The organism is Kaistia sp. 32K (assembly GCF_016629525.1).
Taxonomy (GTDB): domain Bacteria; phylum Pseudomonadota; class Alphaproteobacteria; order Rhizobiales; family Kaistiaceae; genus Kaistia.
In genome coordinates this window covers 2,162,504-2,180,266 of record NZ_AP024269.1, presented here as the reverse complement: position 1 = coordinate 2,180,266, position 17,763 = coordinate 2,162,504, and the positions used below count along the sequence as shown (strand labels likewise).

Here is a 17,763-nt window from a genome sequence, read left to right as displayed (position 1 = left end):
GTGACGAGGCCCCGGGCAATGCCAGCCCGCATGGTCGGGAATGCCGTCATCGGCATTCTCGTCTTCCTGAGCGGCTTCGTGCTGTTCGAGCCGGCCCCGTCCGATCTGCTGCTCTGCGCCGTCGTCGTCGTCTGGTCCTTCCTCGGGCTCCGGCTGAGTCGGCCGATGTTGCCGATGATCGTGCTGATGCTGCTCTATATGAGCGGCGGCATTCTCTCGTTCTGGGAGCTGAAGGCGTTCCAGAAGCCGGCCATCTACATGGCGACGACGGGCTTCCTGATCATCTCCTCGATCTTCTTCGCCGCCGTGATGCAGGTGGACACCGAACGCCGCCTCAAGGTGATCGAGCGAAGCTACATCGCGTCGGCGATTGTCTGCGCGCTGCTCGGCATCCTCGGCTATTTCGGCGCCATCCCCTATGCCTCGATCTTCACGCTCTATGACCGCGCCAAGGGCGCGTTCAAGGATCCGAACGTCTTCGGCCCCTTCATGATCCTGCCGCTGATCGTTATGACCCGCGCCGTGCTGACGGACCGGCTCAGCAACTCGGGCTGGCGACTGCTCGGCATCGGCATCCTGCTGGCGGGCGTATTCCTGTCTTTCTCGCGCGCCGCCTGGGGCCTGGCGGTCGTCGCGCTGCTGCTCATCACCGTGCTCGCCTTCATCTCCGAGCCGCGCCAGAGCCACAGGCTGCGGATGATCGCCTATATCGCCGGTGGACTGCTCGCCGTCGCGCTGCTGCTGGCGCTGCTGCTCTCGATTCCGCTGGTCCAGGATCTCTTCGCCCAGCGCTTCAAACTGGTGCAGGAATATGACGGCGGCCGGCTCGGGCGTTTCGAACGGCACATCATCGGCTTCTTCCTGATCCAGGAGCATCCACTCGGGCTCGGGCCGTTCGAGTTCGGCAAGATGATGGGCGAGGACGAGCACAATATGTGGCTGAAGGGCTTCACCGCCTATGGCTGGCTCGGCGGCTTCTCCTACATCGCCCTCGTCGTCTGGACCCTGGTGATCTCGACCCCGCTGCTGTTCCGGGCCCGTCCGTGGACGCCGTTCATCCAGTGCGTCTACGCCGTCTATATCGGCCATCTCCTGATCCACAACGTGATCGACAACGATCACTGGCGGCATGTCTTCCTGATCTACGGATTGCTGTGGGGCGCCTATGCGCTGGAATGGAAGGCGCGACGGCCGGCCGCCCGGGCCCAGCCACCGCCACCGCTCGTCTTCGGCCCAGTGACGTTGCCGAGGACCGCGTAGGCAAATCAATCGAAGCTGTAGAGCCGGATGAGATCGCTCGGCGCCACGAACAACTCGCGGACCCGGTCGAAGCCGGCCTCCTGGCCGAGCATCGCCCAGGTCGACGGGGTCTCCGGATAGTCCGCCCGGGAGATGTGATTCCAGACCACCTCCCACTCGGCGTCGTCATAGGCGCTCCAGAACGGACGCTGCGCCTCCAGGCGGCGCAGCCACCCGTCCCGATCCTCGCCATCCGGGCTGGAGTTCTCGTAGATCAAGAAGCGTCCACCCTCGGCGAGCAGCGCCCTCGCCGCCCGCATGAGCCCGAGCTTCTCGGGCGTCTGGAAATGGTGCAGCGACAGCCCGATCCAGATCACGTCGGCCGGCTCGCTGCGCAGCGGCAGCAATTCGGCGAAATCGCCCTCGTTCAGGACCGTGGGACAGTCGAGTTCCGCCAGCGCCAGTTCCGCCATGTCGAGGGCGGCGCGCGACAGGTCGATGCCCTCGTAACGGGCGACCGCCGTGCCGCGCAGCGCGGCGACGCTTGCGCTCGCATCGCCGCAGGCGACATCGAGGAAGGAGAACGGCCGCATCATCTCGCTGATGAGGACATGGTGCAGGCAGGCATAGGCCTCGCGGTGGAAGAGGTAGTTGTTGTCGACCATCTTCCGGTAGATCAGCCAGTCGCGTTGGAAGATCTGCTGGGTCGGATGTTGGGCGCGGGCAAGCGTCGGCGCGGGGTGCTGGGACACTGCGATCATCGTTGGTCTCCGCCGTAACGGAGGGTCGCCGAACGGGCGGGGGCGTGGCGCCGGCGCGCGGGATCGGGCGGACCTTCCGTAACGGAAAGACTAGCATGCCGGAGCGCCGGGAAGCGCCCCGAAGGCGGCCGCCGATCTCGGCGGCCGCTCCGATTGTCTCGCTAGAGCGTGACCACCTGCTGCGTGCGGATCGATTCATCCGCGGCCAGCACGATCTTAAGGCTCTTCACGCCGTCGTTCATGTGATCGGTCAAGTCCAGGTCCTCCTCGATCGCCCTCAGCAGGTAGAGCTGCTCGCGCTCGCACAAGGCATTGTGATCGGGCTCATCCGAGACATCGATGCGTTCGTCCGACCGGCTCATGTCGGCATGGTGCCGCAGGATCTGGCTCGTCTTGGTGTGCGCGTTGATGTCGTCCGACTTCACGCCGGCATTGTTTTCGGCCATGACGATCGAGGCCGAGCCCTTGGGACCGAACACGTCCTTCACGAAGAAGGCCTGCTCGGAAACCATCGGTCCCCAGCCCGCCTCATACCAGCCGACCGAGCCGTCCTCGAACATCACCTGCAGCTGGCCGTAATTGTTGATCGGCACCTCGTCCGTCAGTCGCGCGCCGATTGCATGCACGCGCACCGGCTTGGCCGAGGTCATCTGGCACATGACGTCGACATAGTGGACGCCGCAATCGACGATCGGCGGGAAGCTCTGCATCAGCCGCTTGTGCCATTCCCAGGTCTCGCCGTTCGACTGCTGGTTCAAATTCATGCGGAAGACGAGCGGGGTGCCGAGCTCGCGCGCGATCTCGATGAACTTCACCCAACTCGGATGCTGGCGCAGGATGTAGCCGATGACGAGCTTGCGCTTGGTCCGCTTGGCGACCTCGACTACCCGCTCGGCATCCTCGGCCGAGATCGCCATCGGCTTCTCGACGAAGACGTGAGCCCCCGCCTCCATCGCCTTGATGGCGAAATCGGCATGGGTGTCGGGCATCGTGTTGACCGAAACCACATCCGGCTTCAGCTCGGCGAGCGCCTGTTCGAAGTTGTTGAACTTCGCCACGCCCTGCAGCTCCGGCGGCAGCTCGACCTTATCGATGTTGCGCGTGCAGAGACCGACGAGCTCGTAGCCATCGATCTTCGCATAGGCGAGCGCATGGCTCATGCCCATGTTGCCGAGGCCGACGACGAGAACCCTTTGCTTGGCCATTGTGCTCCCTCCCTAACCGATCCGGATGACATTGCCCGTGCGGGCGGATTCTTCGGCAGCCAGCGTCGCCTCCAGGGCGGCGGCGGCATCGGCCGGCACGCCCATCTTCGGCGTCTCGCCGGCCAGCGCGCAGTTGGCGAAATAGGAGAACTCGTCCCGGAGCGCCCCGCCGCGGACGCCGTTGAACTCCGGCCAGTAGGTCGTGTCCGGGCTGTGCAGCTTGTCGTTCGACACGATGCCGAGGTTCGGGAACGTGTCCTGCACGTGGATGATGCCTTCCGTACCGATGATCGACATGCGCTCGTCGATGTCGAACGGCGTCTTCTCCGGCATGCACCAGACCGTCTCCAGCGTCGCTGTGGCGCCGCTTTCGAAACGGTACATGGTCTGGCCGATGTCGGGATGCTTCAGATTGCGCACCGAGATCGTCTGCGCATAGGCCGAGACGATCTTCTCGCCGGTGAGCCACAGCATGACGTCGGTATCGTGGATGGCGTCGCCGACGATCGGGCCGATCTTGTTCAGGATGGTCGGCGTCCAGGCGGCCGGGATGTTGCGGCGCGAGGACAGCGCCACGATCTTGCCGATCTTGCCGGCGTCGATCGCCTGCTTCGCCATCCGGTAGCGCGGGTTGAAGCGGACGATGTGGCCGACGAACAGGATGCCCTTGGCGCCCTTGGCGGCATTGACGATGGTCTGCGCGTCCTCGACCGTCGAAGCGATCGGCTTTTCGAGGAAGACGTGCTTGCCTGCCTTCAGCGCCGCGACGGCCGGGCCGACATGCTGGTCCCACATCGTGCAGATCGACACCGCGTCGATGTCAGGATCGGCCAGCATGTCATTGTAATCGGTATAGGTCTTGGCGACGCCGAACTTGGCGCCCATCGCGGCGAGCCGGTCCGGCTGGCGCGTGCAGAGCGCAGCGAGTTCCAGGTTCGGCACGCCGATGATGGTCTCGCAGTGGATTTCGCCGAACCAGCCGAGGCCGATGACGCCGATGCGCAGTCTATCCATAATCTCCCCCTCAGAATTCTTCGAGCGTCAGCTCGCGTGACATGACGATGTTGCCGGCCGTCAGGCCGCAATCGACCGGCAAGGCCGCGCCGGTGACGGCGCTGGCGGCGTCGGATGCGAGAAAGGCGACGACGCGCGCTACCTCGATCGGATCGACGATGCGGCCGAGCGGATACCAGCGCTGCAGCGTTTCCAGCACCTTCGGATCCTTCTTGGCCCGCTCCTCCCAGAGCGGCGTGCGGACCGTGCCGGGCAGCACGATGTTGGCGCGGATGCCGTAGCGGCCATATTCCATGGCGATCGCCCTGGTCATAGCGATCATGCCGGCCTTGGCGGCGCTGTAGGCGGGGTCGCCCAGCGCGTGCAGCGCGTTGACCGAGCCGACATTGACGATCGCGCCCGAGCGGCGCGCCGCCATGCCGGGCAGCACCGCATGCGCACAGGCGTGGGCGCCGCCGAGATTGCCGTTCATCTCCGACTGCCAGGCCGCCGGATCGGTGACGGCGAGCGTCGGATGATGCGAATAGCCGGCATTGTTCACGAGGATGTCGACATCGCCGAAGGTCTCGAATGCCGCCGCGACCTGCTCGGCCGAGCCGATATCGACCGAGGCGCCCTCGGCCTTGATCCCCTCCGCCTTCAGTGTCTCGACGAAGGCCGGCAGCCTTTCGCTCTTGTCGAGCGCCAGGATGGTCGCTCCCTCGCTCCCGAACAGGCGGCAGAGGGTTTGGCCGATGCCGCCCGCCGCGCCCGTGATCGCCACCCTTTTGCCGGCAAATCCACCGCTCATCGCGTCCCTCCGTCCGTCGATCCCGATCCGTATTCGCCAGGCCGCGTCATTCGCCGAACCAGCCGTCTTTCAGGTAGCGCATGTATTCGAACACCATGCCGTGCTTGAGGACGAAGACGACCTCGAGAAAATCGCCGACGATGAAGGGCGGGATCAGGATCTCGACATCCTTCAGATGCGGCTCGATCTCCTTCACGCGATAGGCGACATGCGGATTGTTGCGGACGATCTCAGGCACGCTGCTGTCCGGCGCGTAGCGCAGGAACTCGATGTGCTCGGGATGATCGTGCGGATTGGTGACCCAGATCCGGCTCTGCTCGACCCAGTTCTCGTCGGGCTGCTTCTCGGTCGTGGTGATCCCGACATGGTCGAAGACGAACATTCAATGCCCCCCAGTGCAGTTGGATAGAAAAAGGGCGGCGACGCCTGAGCCTCGCCGCCCCTGTGGTCGATCAGAGAACGGCCTGGATCGCCTCGACGTCGACGGCCTTGTAGTCGTCGGACAGCTGGAAGGCGTCCGCGTCGGCCTTCACCTTGGCGTGGTCGAAATCATTCGCCGCCGGGATGAGCTGGTTCGACGTGACGTCGGCGGCGTTGAACACCTTCGACACCTGGCCGATCTCGGCGATGGCGTCGAAATAGTTCTGCCAGCTGGCCTGGTCGTGGAAGCCCCAGGCGTTGCGGTTCTCCCAGTTCGCCCGCATCAGCGCCGTCTGCTGCATGAGCGATTCCGTCGCCACCGTCGGGTTCATCTGGCTGGCGAGACCCGGGAATTGCTCCATGGCGATCTGGGTCGCGGCGCGCGGGTTCTGCCAGGCGAATTCGAGACCCATGGCCCAGCCGCGCAGATACTTCTCATAAGCCGCGACCTTGGCGGGATCGGCGAGATCCGCCTTGCGGATGACGAAAGAATTGGCCGGGAACTTGGAGACGTTCTTGCCGAGCAGATAGTCGAAATCGAGCCCCTGCCCGCGCCACTGGGCGCGCAGGCCTTCCCAGGAAAGCGCCGCGTCGGCCTGTCCCTGGGCGAGCGCCTGGCCCCAGGCGCTGACCTCGACATATTTGACCTTGCTGGTGTCGACGCCGGCGGCCGCCAGCATCGGATTGGTAATCGCCTGCCAGCCGGCCGAGCCGAGCGCGATGGTCTTGCCCTCGAGGCCCTTCAGGTCGGCCGGAGCCTTGCCCTTAGGGAAGGCGAAGTCGAACACGTCGCCGGCCATCACGTGATAGATGGAGACGAGGTCCATGCCCTGCTCCAGGCCGAGCGACAGGATGCCGGGCGACGGATAGCCGAAATCCGACTGGTTCTGGTCGACCAGCTTCACCGTCGCCGTGCCGTCCTGCGGGCCGGCCTCGACCACCGTCTCCAGGTCACCGAAATAGCCGTACTTCTTGGCGATCCAGTAGGCGAAGTCGTCGACGACCTCGAGCGTGCCGCGCGGCGAAACCCAGCGCACGATCACCTCCTCGGCGTGCGCCGGACCGGCGGCGCCGATGCCGAGCGCCGCGACCGAGACGCCGGCTGCCGTGAACTGAAGCAGGCGACGACGATTGAGCATCATGTTCGATAGTTCCGTCATGGGTGTTCCCTCGTTTCTGTCAGGCATTGGCCGGGGTTAGGCTTCCCAATTGGCCCATTTCTTTCCGACCCAGAAGAAGAAGACGTAGATCGAGATGCCGATGATCGCGAGCAGCGTGATGACTGCGAAGAATTGCGGCATGCGGATCATCGACGAATAGTAGTTGAGGCGATTGCCGAGACCTTCGGCGCCGCCCACCATCTCGGCGCCGACGGTGGTCAGCAGGCCGAAGATCGAACCGACCATCAGGCCGACGATGATCATCGGCATGGCCATCGGAATGCGAATCTTGGTGAAGATCTGGAAGGTCGAGGCGCCGAAGGAGCGGGCCAGCGCGATCTTGGCGAGATCGACGCGCCGGAATCCGGTCGCCGAATTGATCATCACCATGGGGCCGGAGGCGAGCGCCACCGCGATGATGCGCGGCTCCCAGCCGAAGCCGAAGCGCAGCACGAGCAGCGGCACCAGGGCGAGCATCGGCGTCGTCACCAGCAGCAGGATGTAGGGCGTGACGATCTTCTCGGCGAAGGGGAACTGGGTGATCACAGCCGCGAGCACGAAGCCGACCGAGGCGCCGATGGCGAAGCCGATCAGAAGCTCGCAGATCGTCACCACGAGATGCGGCCAGATGAACGGCCACTCGGTGATCAGCGCCATGCCGATCTGGCTCGGCTTCGGCATGATGTATTGCGGCACCTGGAAGATGCCGAGCAGGAGCTCGGCCCCGCCGATGATGACGACGGCGACGAGGATGATGACGAAGGTCTCGAAGGCGCTGCGGCCGCCGCCCGAGGTCAGGGCAGAAAAACCACCTGAAAGGCTACCGCCGCCGGCCGCATCCGGCTTGCCGCCGAAGGTCGGAATCTGGTCGCGAAGTTGGCTGTCCACTTGCAATATCCTTGAACGTTGACTGCGACCGTCAGGCCCGACGGTGGTCGATCATGGCCTTGATGGCATTGGCGCGTTCGATGAACTCGAGCGTCGACTGCACCTCGATGCCGCGCGGGCGCGGCAGGCCGACTTCGATGATTTCCTGGATGCGGCCCGGTCGCGCCGACATCACGACGATGCGGTCGGCAAGGAAGAGCGCCTCGGCGATCGAATGGGTGATGAAGATGATGGTCTTCTTCGTCTCCATCCAGATTTCCTGGATGAGCAGGTTCATCTCGTCGCGCGTGAAGGCGTCGAGCGCGCCGAACGGCTCGTCCATCAAAAGCACCGAGGGATTGACCGCCAGGCTGCGCACGATCGAGGCGCGCTGCTGCATGCCGCCGGAGAGCTCGCGCGGCATCTTGGTCTCGAAGCCCTTGAGGCCGACCCGCTCCAGAAGCGCCTGGATCCGCGCCCTGTCCGGCGGGATCTTCTTCAGCTCGAAGGGAAGCTCGATGTTCTTCTCGAGATTGCGCCAGGGCAGCAGGTTCGCTTCCTGGAAGATCATCGCGATCTCGGGATGCGGCTTGACGATCGGCTCCTTGCCGAGCCGGATCCGGCCGCCGCTCAGCCCATGCAGCCCGGCCATCGACCAGAGCAGCGTGGACTTGCCGCAACCCGACGGTCCCAGAATGCAGAGGAACTCGCCCTCCCGGACGTCAAGCGAGACATTGTCCAGCGCATGCACGACACCGCTGCGCGCCTGGTAGAATTTGCTCGCTCCCTCCACGGCCATTTTGGCCGGGACCGACGCGTTGGCACGCGTCAAATCACGAGCTCCGATAGCGTTCAAGCTAGCGCCCTCCCTCTTCCCCGTCGTCGCCGGCGGCCCCTAGGGCTCGTCCGTCGACATGTTCCCCGTCCGCCCTTGTGAGCGGCTCGTTGCTGAAATCATGTTACAGAAATTCCAACTCCGCAAGAGTTATTCGAACGATTGACTCAATTGATCGCAACCCAAAGAAATCCATGTTTTTCGCCGTGTTTTGGGAAGATCGAGCTGCGGAATCGGCTGAAAATGGCCCGAAATGCGCGAGGCTGACGGCGATCGGATCGCTTGCCGAGAGTGAAAAATCGTGTAATTGAATTTCTCAGATGAACCAGTGGTCACGGGCTGGAAGCGGCCCGGATCGACGAATCCGCGACTGCGAAGGCCGCCTCGACAGGGGCGATCGGAGCCCGGATCGGACCGCATTCCTTCGGAGACGACATCGCCGATGATCAAGCGAACCCACTCCGGAACCACGGCGGCGATCGACATCGTCTCGCGCATCGAGCGGGTCGAATCGGAGCTCTCGCCGGCCGAACGACGCGTCGCCGAAGTGGTCCGCCAGGACTTCGAGGCGGCGACCCGGCTGACGATCGCCGAGCTCGCCGCCAAGGCCGGCGTCAGCCAGCCGACGGTGACGCGCTTTTGCCGTTCGGTCGGCTGCTCGTCCTTCAACGAATTCAAGATCGGGCTGGCGACGACGCTGACGGTCGCCGCCGTCTATCTCCGGTCCGACCGCGTCTTCAGCGACGATGTCGGCCAGCTCGCCCAGACGATCATGATGCGCGCCGCGACCACGGTGCGCGAGACGCTGGACCAGCTCGACACGGCTGCGGTCGGCGCGGCGATCGACGCCTTCGCCAAGGCGCGGCGCATCGACATCTACGGCCAGGGCGGCGGCTCGGCGGCGCTGGCTGAAGACGCGAAGCTGCGCCTGTTCCGGCTCGGAATCCCGGTCTCCGCCTATGCCGACAGCCACCAGATGCGCATGTCGGCCGCGACCCTGCAGCCGGGCGACGCCGTCTTCGCCATCTCGAACAGCGGCCATTCGCGCGCCGTCGTCGAGGCGGTCGAGATCGCCGGCTCATTCGGCGCGACGACGGTCGCGCTGACGCGGCCGAACACGCCGCTCGCCGGCGTGGCGGGCATCCTCATTCCGAGCGTCATCGCCGAGGACGAGAACGTGCTGCTGCCGACGCCGTCACGCTACGCGCACATGGCCGTCATCGACACGATCGCCGCCGGCGTCGCCGTCAAGCTCGGCAGCAAGGGCCGCGAGGCGCTCCGCCGCGTTCGCTACACGGTCGCCAGCATCGGCATCGCGATCCCGACGCCCTCGACCGATCCCGCCCCTTTGGCCCGTACCATCAAGCCGCACGAATAGGTTCCTGACGATGCGCCCATCTCACGATCTCGTCCTCCGCAACGCCCGGATCTATGACGGGTCCGGCGACGCGCCCTATCTCGGCGACGTGGCCATCACGGCCGACCGGATCACGGCGGTGGCGCCGGTGGGCGGGATCGCGCCGGGCAGCGGCGAGCGCGAGCAGGATCTCGGCGGCGCCCTGGCGCTGGCGCCCGGCTTCATCGACGCCCACACGCATGACGACCGCATCGTGCTCGACGCCCCCGACATGCTGCCGAAGATCAGCCAGGGCGTGACCACGGTGGTGACAGGCAATTGCGGCATCTCGCTCGCTCCCGTCACCTTCAGCGACAGCCCGCCGCCGCCGATGAACCTGCTCGGCGACGCGAACGCCTATGAATTCCCGAATTTCGCCGCCTATGCCGCGGCGCTCGCGCGAATCGTGCCGGCCGTCAATGTCGCGGCGCTGATCGGGCATTCGGCGCTGCGCCTGGCCACCATGGCCGACATCGGCGAAAAGGCCTCGCCCGACGAGATCGCCGCGATGCAGGCGCATGCCGACGAGGCCATGGCGCATGGCGCCATCGGCCTCTCCACCGGCCTGTTCTATCCGACGAATGCCGCCGCCGACATCGACGAGGTGACCCGCGTCGCCGGGCGATTCGCCCAGCATGGCGGCGTCTATGCCACCCATATGCGCGACGAGTTCGAGCATGTGCTCGACAGCATCGACGAGACCGTGACGACGGCGACGGCGGCAGGCATCCCCCTCGTCATCTCGCACCACAAATGCGCCGGCGTGCACAATTGGGGCCGGACGCTGCAGACGCTGCCGAAGATCGAGGCGGCCGCGGCGCGCCATCCCGTCAATGTCGATGTCTACCCCTACACGGCCGGCTCGACCAATCTGCGCGCCGATCTCGTCACCGACACCTACCGGATCATGATCGCCTGGTCGCGGCCGCATCCGGAGATGGAGGCGCGCGATCTCGTCGATATCGCCGAGGAATGGGAGGTCGACATCCACGAGGCCGCACGGCGGTTGCAGCCCGCCGGCGCGATCTATTTCCAGATGGACGAGGCGGATGTCCGCCGGGTGATGCGCTCGAAGCTGTCGATGATCGGCTCCGACGGCCTGCCGCACGACCAGCATCCCCACCCTCGGCTCTGGGGCACGTTTCCGCGCGTCATCGGCCACTATGCGCGCGACGAGAAGCTGTTCCCGATCGAGACGGCCATCCACAAGATGACGGGCCTGCCGGCAAAAGTGTTCAAGCTCGAAGGGCGCGGGCGAATCGAGGCCGGCGCCTATGCCGACCTCGTCGTCTTCGATCCGGCCACCATCCTCGACCAGGCGACCTACGACCAGCCGCTGCGCCGCTCGATCGGCATCGAACAGGTCTATGTCAACGGCCGCCTATCCTATACGGCGCAGCAAGGCGTCGTCGCCCGCGCCGGCCGCTTGGTCGGCGGTCGCAATTGACGGACGGCGCGCCTTTCACCAGGCGTTGACGGCGGGATTGCCGGTCGGCTCGACGAGGATGCGGTCGTCGAGCAGGATCTCGCGCAAGAGGTCGCCGAGGCCGATATCGGAGACGAGATCGCTCGCCTCGCTGAGGCCGCACCAACGACGTTTGCGCTCGCCGCGCTCGCGCCATTGCAGCAGCGTACCGCGCACGCGCAGGCCAAACATCGTCACCCGGCAGTCGACCGCAGTCTGATCGCGCAGGATCTTGTCGTAGCTGTAGGAACCAAAGGCCTGAAGACCGACATCTCCGAAGACGCCCGCCTCCTCAAAAGCCTCCTGCGCGGCGCTCTCGGCGGCCGATCGGCCCTCGATGATCCAGCCCTTCGGGCAGAGCCAGCGGCCGCGCTCGCGCGACGTCACGAGCAGGACGCGAATGTCGCCCTTCTTATTGCGTCGCCATGGCAAGGCGCCGAACTGCTGATAGGTGTCGCCGGGCTCGAGAATGGCGCGCCGCTGCCCTGGCCGCTCGAGGATGAGCTCATCCATCGGTGCACACCTCCGAGCCCAGAGGCGAAGCGATCGCGCGATCGGACAACCCCTTCGTGTCGAACGAGTCGGTTGTCGCAAGTACGCAAGCGGAAGCTTTCAAAGAAGTCGCGGTGCTGAATTCAAAAGAGAGACGAGGAAACAAGATAGACATAGAGAACTCCGGCCGCGCGCCGTTGATCCGGCACGCTCAATGAGCCGCAAATCGATGATCTGGGATCCGGAGTGGAGGGAACTGCGCGGTCTTCAGTTCGTCATAAATCCACTGCCGGCGAAATCACGCGTTTTCCCGGAGCGCCTTGAACTCTGAAAAGTCACCATCATCGTCATGATGAAAATCGTAATCTGCGAATCTGACTGAAATATGTTGCATCTTAGGAAAGCCAAGGTGCGTTCACAAGATGTTTTCACGATCCATCTCGCGTGCACATGATTTCGCGGCTAACGAATCGCTGCAGGGAAAAGAGCACCTCAAGTTATCGCGGCATCGGGCACCCCTCACCCGGGCCCGAAGACGCCAGATCCCGGACGACCGCAGCCGGCGTCGCCTTGCGGTGAACGCTTTGGCGCAAGCTTTCAGCGCAATAGTGAAGCTTGGATGCTTCGGTGAGGAAGACGGATACGTCGGGAGACGCCAGCTTGAAGCGCTCAGGCGATGGGCGCATCTAAGGAACGGCTGCATTTTCTCCGGGGCCCTGGGGCTGCGAGCAGCACCGCGTCGGCGTTCCCTGGACCCTCCTTCGAGGCCCGGCTTCGCCGGGCACCTCAGGATGATGGTCGAGTTCCAGTATGCAGGCCGGGACGATGGCGTCACCAGCAAGCACTTCGCGCTCCCAAAACGCTCCCAAATGAGCGTTTCGGATCAGTTTAAAAATTTGGGCTAAGTGTTGGTCGGAACGGCAGGATTTGAACCTGCGACCCCTTGTCCCCCAGACAAGTGCGCTACCAGGCTGCGCTACGCTCCGTCACCATCGGATCCAGGATCCGCAAATCTTCCAGAGGCTTGCCTCCGGGCGGCCAGGCCGCGGCGGCGTCGATGGGGTCGACTGCCGATGCGCCGCTGGTAGCATGGTTCGATCGCGCTTGTCACCGGCAATCTGGCTGCATCGACCGGATGCCGAACGCATTTCAGTGGATTGCGGAAAATTGACAGAGTTCGGCGGCGGAACTCCGTGGGATCCCGCCGAACTCCAATCCTTCGTCCTCGGAATGCCGACAGCCGTCGGACGGTTACCGCCGATCGAAGGAATCGCCGCGCCGAAAGGCCGTCAGCGCACGTTGTCGAGGATGCGCTTGCACTCGAGCAGTTCCAACAGCGTCGCCTGCAGCCGGTCGCGATCGGATCTCGACAGAGCCGGACCATGAGAGGCAGCACTGGCGGACCCGCGCGCCGGATGTGGCGCTGGCTGTTCCGGCACATTCTCCATCTCGTCCTCGGGATCCCAGGCGGGCTCCGGCGCATAGGGCGGCGGCGCGCTCGCTTCGCGCCGGATCGGCGCATAGGGATCCTCCTGCCGCGAAGGTGCGACGCCGCGCTCGGGCGGCGGCAGGGGCAGATCCGCCGTCAGCGGCGGGCGATAATCATCGGCGGACGACGTCAGGTCCGGCGGCGCGGCCGGAATGCGCGAGGGCGCCGGAGGCGGCTCCGTGCGACCGCCGTGATAGGAGGGTTGCCCCCGCTCGGCCGGGGCGCGCACGGGCGGCGCCGCCGTGTGGCGGTCCGAATCGATTGCCCGGCCGAATACAGGCTCCCGCCGGCCGCCCGTCTCCGGCTCGTCCGAACGGACGTCCTCATAGCCGTCGCCCTCGAGATCCGGATCGTAGTCCTGGTTCGGGTCGAGATCGTCGCCGTAGTCGTCGGGTTCGTCGCTCTCGGGAGCGGGATCGAGGCTCATGCCCTGCCCGGCGCCGATCACATGGCGCGGCCCCTGCTCCTTCAGGATGCGCTGGACACCCTTGATGGTGTAGCCCTCGCCATAGAGCAGCCGGCGGATTCCGCGCAGCAGCTCGACGTCGTCGGGGCGATAGTAGCGCCGGCCGCCGCCGCGCTTCATCGGCTTGATCTGGGTGAACCGGGTCTCCCAGAACCGCAGGACGTGCTGTGGCAGGTCGAGCTCCTCGGCCACCTCACTGATCGTCCGGAAGGCATCAGGACCCTTGGACATTAACTCTCACGCGTTGGCGCCCGCTTCGTCCGACTGCGGTAATCACTCGTCCTCGGATGTATCGTGTCCGTTCGGAACGAGCGAGCCATTGATCCTCTGCTTGAGGACATTGCTGGGCTTGAAGACCATCACGCGGCGCGGTGCGATGGGAACCTCTTCGCCCGTCTTCGGATTGCGGCCGACGCGCTCGCCCTTGGAGCGCACCAGAAACGACCCGAAGGAGGACAGTTTGACAGATTCGCCCCTGACAATGCACGCGCTGATCTCGTCGAGAACCAGCTCGACCAGATCGGCGGATTCCGTCCGCGAAAGACCGACCTTTTGATACACCGCCTCACAAAGGTCGGCGCGCGTCACCGTCTTGCCTGACATGGCCTCGTTTCCCGATGTTCCGCTTGGTGACCCAACGTCACTTCCCCGACGGCAAGCCTATTGCCACAGCGGGGACCGGTCAACGTCCTTGATCCTAAGGCGCGGGTATCTCTGATATATTCCTACCAGCGCAGCAGGACGGAGCCCCAGGTGAAGCCTCCACCCATGGCTTCGAGCAGGATGAGGTCGCCCCGCTTGATCCGGCCGTCATCGCGCGCGACGGAAAGCGCGAGCGGAATCGAGGCGGCGGACGTGTTGCCATGCGCGGATACCGTGCGCACCACCTTGTCGCTGTCGATGCCGAGCTTCTTGGCGCTGCCGTCGATGATGCGAAGGTTGGCCTGGTGCGGCACGAACCAGTCGACATCCCCGGCCTCGTAGCCGGTGGCGCGGAAGGCGTCCTCGATCACGTCGGTGATCATGCCGACCGCATGCTTGAAGACCTCGCGGCCCTCCATGCGCAGGTGGCCGACCGTGCCCGTCGAGGACGGTCCGCCGTCGACATAGAGCTTTTCGCGGTGGCGGCCGTCCGAACGCAGATGCGCGGTCAGCACGCCCCGGTCCTCGCGGGTGCCGTCCTGCACGGAGGCGCCGAGGACCACGGCGCCGGCGCCGTCGCCGAACAGCACGCAGGTGGTGCGATCGGTCCAGTCGAGGATGCGCGAGAAGGTTTCAGCGCCGATGACGAGGACGCGCTTCGCCTGGCTCGCCCGGATGAAGGCATCCGCCGTCGACAGGGCGAAGACGAAGCCGGAGCAGACCGCCTGCATGTCGAAGGCACAGCCATGTTCCATGCCGAGCTTGCGCTGGACGGTGACGGCGGTGGCGGGAAAGGTGTCGTCCGGCGTCGCCGTGGCGACGATGATCATGTCGATTTCGCCGACCGTCAGCCCGGCATCGGCGAGCGCGAGCTTCGCCGCCGCTGTCGCCAGGTCCGACGTCAGCTCGCCTTCGGCCGCGATATGACGCTCGCGAATGCCGGTGCGCTGGACGATCCAGTCATCGGAGGTTTCCACCATTTCCGAAAGCTGGGCGTTGGTCAGGGTCTTTTCGGGCAGGTAGCTCCCGCAGCCGAGGACGACCGAACGGATGAAACTCACATCACACCTTCATCGACGATCTCGGCGACGCCCCGTGCGAAACCGGCGCGGTGATAGTCGGCGAGATCCTGATTGATCTTGGACAGGAAGTCGTTCTTGGCCATGCTGTAGCCGACTTCGATGGCATTGGCGAAACCGATCCCGTCGGTACCGCCATGGCTCTTGATGACAATGCCGTTGAGCCCGAGCAGGACGGCGCCGTTGGAGGCGCGCGGATCGAGCTTCTGGCGCAGCTGCTGGAAAGCGCCCTTGGCGAACAGATAGCCGATCTTGCCCATCAGCGTCCGGCTCATCGCGTCGCGGAGGTGGGTCGAGATCTGGCGCGCCGTGCCTTCGGCCGTCTTCAGGGCGATGTTGCCGGCGAAGGCCTCGGTGACGACGACGTCGACCGTACCCTTGCCGATATCGTCACCCTCGACGAAGCCCATGTAGCGCAGGTGCTTCAAGTCGGCCTCGCGCAGGAGCTGCCCGGCGACGCGGACCTCCTCGAGACCCTTCATTTCCTCGACGCCGATATTGAGCAGGCCGACGGTCGGTATCTCGATGTCGAGGATCGCGCGGGCCATCGCGCCGCCCATCATGGCGAAGTCGATCAGCTGCTGGGCATCGGCGTTGATCGTGGCGCCAACATCGAGCACGACGCTTTCGCCGCGCAGCGTCGGCCAGAGTGCGGCCAGCGCCGGGCGTTCGATACCCGCCATGGTGCGCAGGCAGAACTTCGACATCGCCATCAGCGCGCCGGTGTTGCCGGCCGAAAGCGCGGCGTCCGCCTCGCCCTTCTTCACGGCTTCCAGCGCGCGCCACATCGACGACTTCCAGCGGCCCTTGCGCAGGGCCTGGCTGGGCTTGTCGTCCATCTGCACGGTCACGTCGCAATGGGTGAACGTCGAGACGGCTTTGACGCGCGGGTAGGATTCAAGGAGCGGGAGAACCGCCTTCTCCTCGCCGAAGAGCTGGTAGCGCAGCTCGGGACGACGGACGAGTGCAATATCGGCGCCCGCGAGCACTGTCGCGGGGCCGTTGTCGCCGCCCATCGCGTCGATCGCTATCTTTATCGCTTGGACCATTCCGCCCCTGTTCGACGCGGCCGCTCTGAGCGAAGGCCCGGCGACGACGGCGCTGGAAAATAACTGTTTCGGCCGGTGAGACAACACCCATCTATCGCGGGTGTGGCCGATTCATGGCCCTTCGCTATCATTTGTCGCGCAGTTTAGAAAGCGCCGCAAATGGCGAGTCCGCGTTATCAACGGGCTCTTCACCGCCGGAAAGGGTCGCGCCCGGCGCACGCGGATAGGGATCGAGGGCCAGCGCGAACTGCTCGGTCAGGATCGCCCCGAAATCGATCGTGTTGTCCTCCAGCGGCTCCGGCGGATCCTCCTCGTCATAGACGACGATCACTTCCGCCTCGGCCACGGTCTTCGGGTCGGCGGCGATCGCGTCGGCGGGAAGGAAGCTCAGCGAAAAGCGGTGGTCCATATGCGACGGCACCGGCTGCAGCGTGATGACGCACGCCTGGACGAGATCGGCGCGCAGGCGGCCGTCGATCTTGACGCCGTGCTGTCCCCAGGGAGCCACGACCAGGTCGGCCGCGAAGCTCGTGAGGTCGAGGAGGTCGAATTCGCGCTGAATGGCCAGCCGCTCGGCCGCGCCGGCGACGACATGCTGATTCTGCGGGACGTTGCCGAGATGCGAAACGTCGAAACTGCGGGTGAGGGAAAGTTCGGTCATCAGGCTGCCGCGGGCGAGGATGAAAGGGAGGCGTAGTGGAGTCGACCCGAGAGTATGGAATCGAACGTCTGAGTCGAAAGCGAGCGAACGGACGATTCGGCATAGTCGGCGATGCGCTCTGCCGCGCCCTCGGGCGCCCCGTCCGGGAACACGTTGCGGGCGATGGCGTCCACGAGCGCCGCGTGATCGCCGCTTTCCAGCGCTTCGTCATAGGCGCGGATCCGGCCGAAGAAGGCTTCCGCCATCTTCTTCAGCTTCTTCGGGACCGAGATATCACCGACCCCCATCTCGCGTAGCGTGCCGTCCATGTCCTTCAGGAAAATGTCGAAGACGTCCTGGCCGACCTGCCGATCCGCTTCGCTCTCCGACTTCAGGCGATGAAACAGCAGGAAACCGTGCAGCACGACCATGTCGAAACGGCCATCCAGAGTGTCCGGCACGGCGAACTCGGTATAGAGAACCGGTTCGCGCGCCTGTGCCACGATGGCGCCGTAAAGCGAATATGCTATGGCCTCGTTCCTGCGATTACGAGCGAACAGGCGGCGAAACATTCGACCGGTCTCCGAATTCTGGTTTGATCGCACGGGCAGGAAGGCCGCGCTCTCCTGTCTGAGATGGTGCTGCCCCCTGTCCTTGCAAGGACGATTGCCACGAGCCCTAGCGCAGGCTAGGGAGATTGCCAACCCAGAGACTGGGCGAGGAGAATGGAATGGAGTTCGGCATGAGAGATCGA

Annotated in this window: 18 protein-coding genes, 1 tRNA gene and 1 pseudogene; 3 read left to right on the top strand and 17 right to left on the bottom strand. The window is 65.0% G+C overall.

The annotated features are described in order from the left end of the window. Nucleotides 1-18: 18 nt before the first annotated feature. Complete coding sequence (locus tag K32_RS09855) at nt 19-1,260, top strand: O-antigen ligase (protein WP_244669927.1); 1,242 nt, start codon at nt 19-21, stop codon at nt 1,258-1,260. Between the two features lie 5 nt (nt 1,261-1,265). Here K32_RS09855 and K32_RS09850 read toward each other — a convergent pair whose 3' ends face one another. From K32_RS09850 to K32_RS09810, 9 genes are all read right to left on the bottom strand, one after another. After that, nucleotides 1,266-2,000, bottom strand: a complete 735-nt coding sequence (locus tag K32_RS09850; protein ID WP_201403835.1) for a class I SAM-dependent methyltransferase — start codon at nt 1,998-2,000, stop codon at nt 1,266-1,268. 161 nt (nt 2,001-2,161) lie between these two features. Further along, the gene (locus tag K32_RS09845; RefSeq protein WP_201403834.1) at nt 2,162-3,205 is read right to left on the bottom strand and encodes a Gfo/Idh/MocA family protein; all 1,044 of its coding nucleotides are present in this window, start codon (nt 3,203-3,205) and stop codon (nt 2,162-2,164) included. A gap of 12 nt (nt 3,206-3,217) precedes the next feature. Further along, nucleotides 3,218-4,219: a Gfo/Idh/MocA family protein gene (locus K32_RS09840; RefSeq protein WP_201403833.1), complete on the bottom strand. Its 1,002-nt coding sequence runs from the start codon at nt 4,217-4,219 to the stop codon at nt 3,218-3,220. A 10-nt stretch (nt 4,220-4,229) separates the two neighbouring features. Continuing rightward, the gene (locus K32_RS09835; protein WP_201403832.1) at nt 4,230-5,009 is read right to left on the bottom strand and encodes an SDR family oxidoreductase; all 780 of its coding nucleotides are present in this window, start codon (nt 5,007-5,009) and stop codon (nt 4,230-4,232) included. A 46-nt stretch (nt 5,010-5,055) separates the two neighbouring features. Continuing rightward, a complete protein-coding gene (locus K32_RS09830; protein ID WP_201403831.1) occupies nt 5,056-5,391 on the bottom strand; it encodes a hypothetical protein in 336 nt (111 codons plus the stop codon). A gap of 70 nt (nt 5,392-5,461) precedes the next feature. Beyond that, nucleotides 5,462-6,589, bottom strand: a complete 1,128-nt coding sequence (locus K32_RS09825; RefSeq protein WP_201403830.1) for an ABC transporter substrate-binding protein — start codon at nt 6,587-6,589, stop codon at nt 5,462-5,464. Nucleotides 6,590-6,625: 36 nt separating this feature from the next. Continuing rightward, nucleotides 6,626-7,477, bottom strand: a complete 852-nt coding sequence (locus K32_RS09820) for an ABC transporter permease (protein WP_201403829.1) — start codon at nt 7,475-7,477, stop codon at nt 6,626-6,628. 31 nt (nt 7,478-7,508) lie between these two features. Continuing rightward, on the bottom strand, nt 7,509-8,288 hold the full coding sequence (locus K32_RS09815; protein ID WP_244669926.1) for an ABC transporter ATP-binding protein: 780 nt from the start codon (nt 8,286-8,288) through the stop codon (nt 7,509-7,511). Nucleotides 8,289-8,441: 153 nt separating this feature from the next. Continuing rightward, the gene (locus tag K32_RS09810; protein WP_201403828.1) at nt 8,442-8,741 is read right to left on the bottom strand and encodes a hypothetical protein; all 300 of its coding nucleotides are present in this window, start codon (nt 8,739-8,741) and stop codon (nt 8,442-8,444) included. On the opposite strand from K32_RS09810, the gene K32_RS09805 reads away from it, so the two are divergent. After that, nucleotides 8,734-9,669 carry a MurR/RpiR family transcriptional regulator gene (locus K32_RS09805; protein WP_201403827.1) on the top strand — a complete coding sequence of 312 codons (936 nt, stop codon included), beginning with the start codon at nt 8,734-8,736 and terminating at the stop codon, nt 9,667-9,669. The two genes, K32_RS09810 and K32_RS09805, sit on opposite strands and share 8 nt — an antisense overlap. 10 nt (nt 9,670-9,679) lie before the next feature. Continuing rightward, nucleotides 9,680-11,134, top strand: a complete 1,455-nt coding sequence (locus K32_RS09800; RefSeq protein WP_201403826.1) for an amidohydrolase family protein — start codon at nt 9,680-9,682, stop codon at nt 11,132-11,134. A 15-nt stretch (nt 11,135-11,149) separates the two neighbouring features. Here the strand turns inward: K32_RS09800 and K32_RS09795 are convergent, their stop codons facing one another. The 8 genes and pseudogenes from K32_RS09795 to K32_RS09760 form a co-directional block, all read right to left on the bottom strand. Then, nucleotides 11,150-11,665, bottom strand: coding sequence for an NUDIX hydrolase (locus tag K32_RS09795; protein ID WP_201403825.1), 516 nt, complete (start codon nt 11,663-11,665; stop codon nt 11,150-11,152). A gap of 888 nt (nt 11,666-12,553) precedes the next feature. Then, nucleotides 12,554-12,630: transfer RNA gene (locus tag K32_RS09790), tRNA-Pro, on the bottom strand. Nucleotides 12,631-13,578: 948 nt separating this feature from the next. Further along, a pseudogene (locus tag K32_RS24955) lies at nt 13,579-13,830 on the bottom strand (MerR family transcriptional regulator); the annotation flags it as partial. 42 nt (nt 13,831-13,872) lie between these two features. Further along, the gene (locus K32_RS09780) at nt 13,873-14,202 is read right to left on the bottom strand and encodes an integration host factor subunit alpha (RefSeq protein WP_018181779.1); all 330 of its coding nucleotides are present in this window, start codon (nt 14,200-14,202) and stop codon (nt 13,873-13,875) included. 122 nt (nt 14,203-14,324) lie between these two features. Then, nucleotides 14,325-15,302 carry a beta-ketoacyl-ACP synthase III gene (locus tag K32_RS09775; protein WP_201403823.1) on the bottom strand — a complete coding sequence of 326 codons (978 nt, stop codon included), beginning with the start codon at nt 15,300-15,302 and terminating at the stop codon, nt 14,325-14,327. Continuing rightward, nucleotides 15,299-16,369: a phosphate acyltransferase PlsX gene (gene plsX / locus K32_RS09770; protein WP_201403822.1), complete on the bottom strand. Its 1,071-nt coding sequence runs from the start codon at nt 16,367-16,369 to the stop codon at nt 15,299-15,301. Before plsX ends, K32_RS09775 begins: the two co-directional genes overlap by 4 nt. Nucleotides 16,370-16,496: 127 nt before the next feature. Beyond that, nucleotides 16,497-17,030: a DUF177 domain-containing protein gene (locus K32_RS09765; RefSeq protein WP_201403821.1), complete on the bottom strand. Its 534-nt coding sequence runs from the start codon at nt 17,028-17,030 to the stop codon at nt 16,497-16,499. Then, nucleotides 17,030-17,581, bottom strand: a complete 552-nt coding sequence (locus K32_RS09760; protein WP_201403820.1) for a ubiquinol-cytochrome C chaperone family protein — start codon at nt 17,579-17,581, stop codon at nt 17,030-17,032. The genes K32_RS09765 and K32_RS09760 overlap by 1 nt, the downstream gene beginning before the upstream one ends. Nucleotides 17,582-17,763 lie beyond the last annotated feature (182 nt).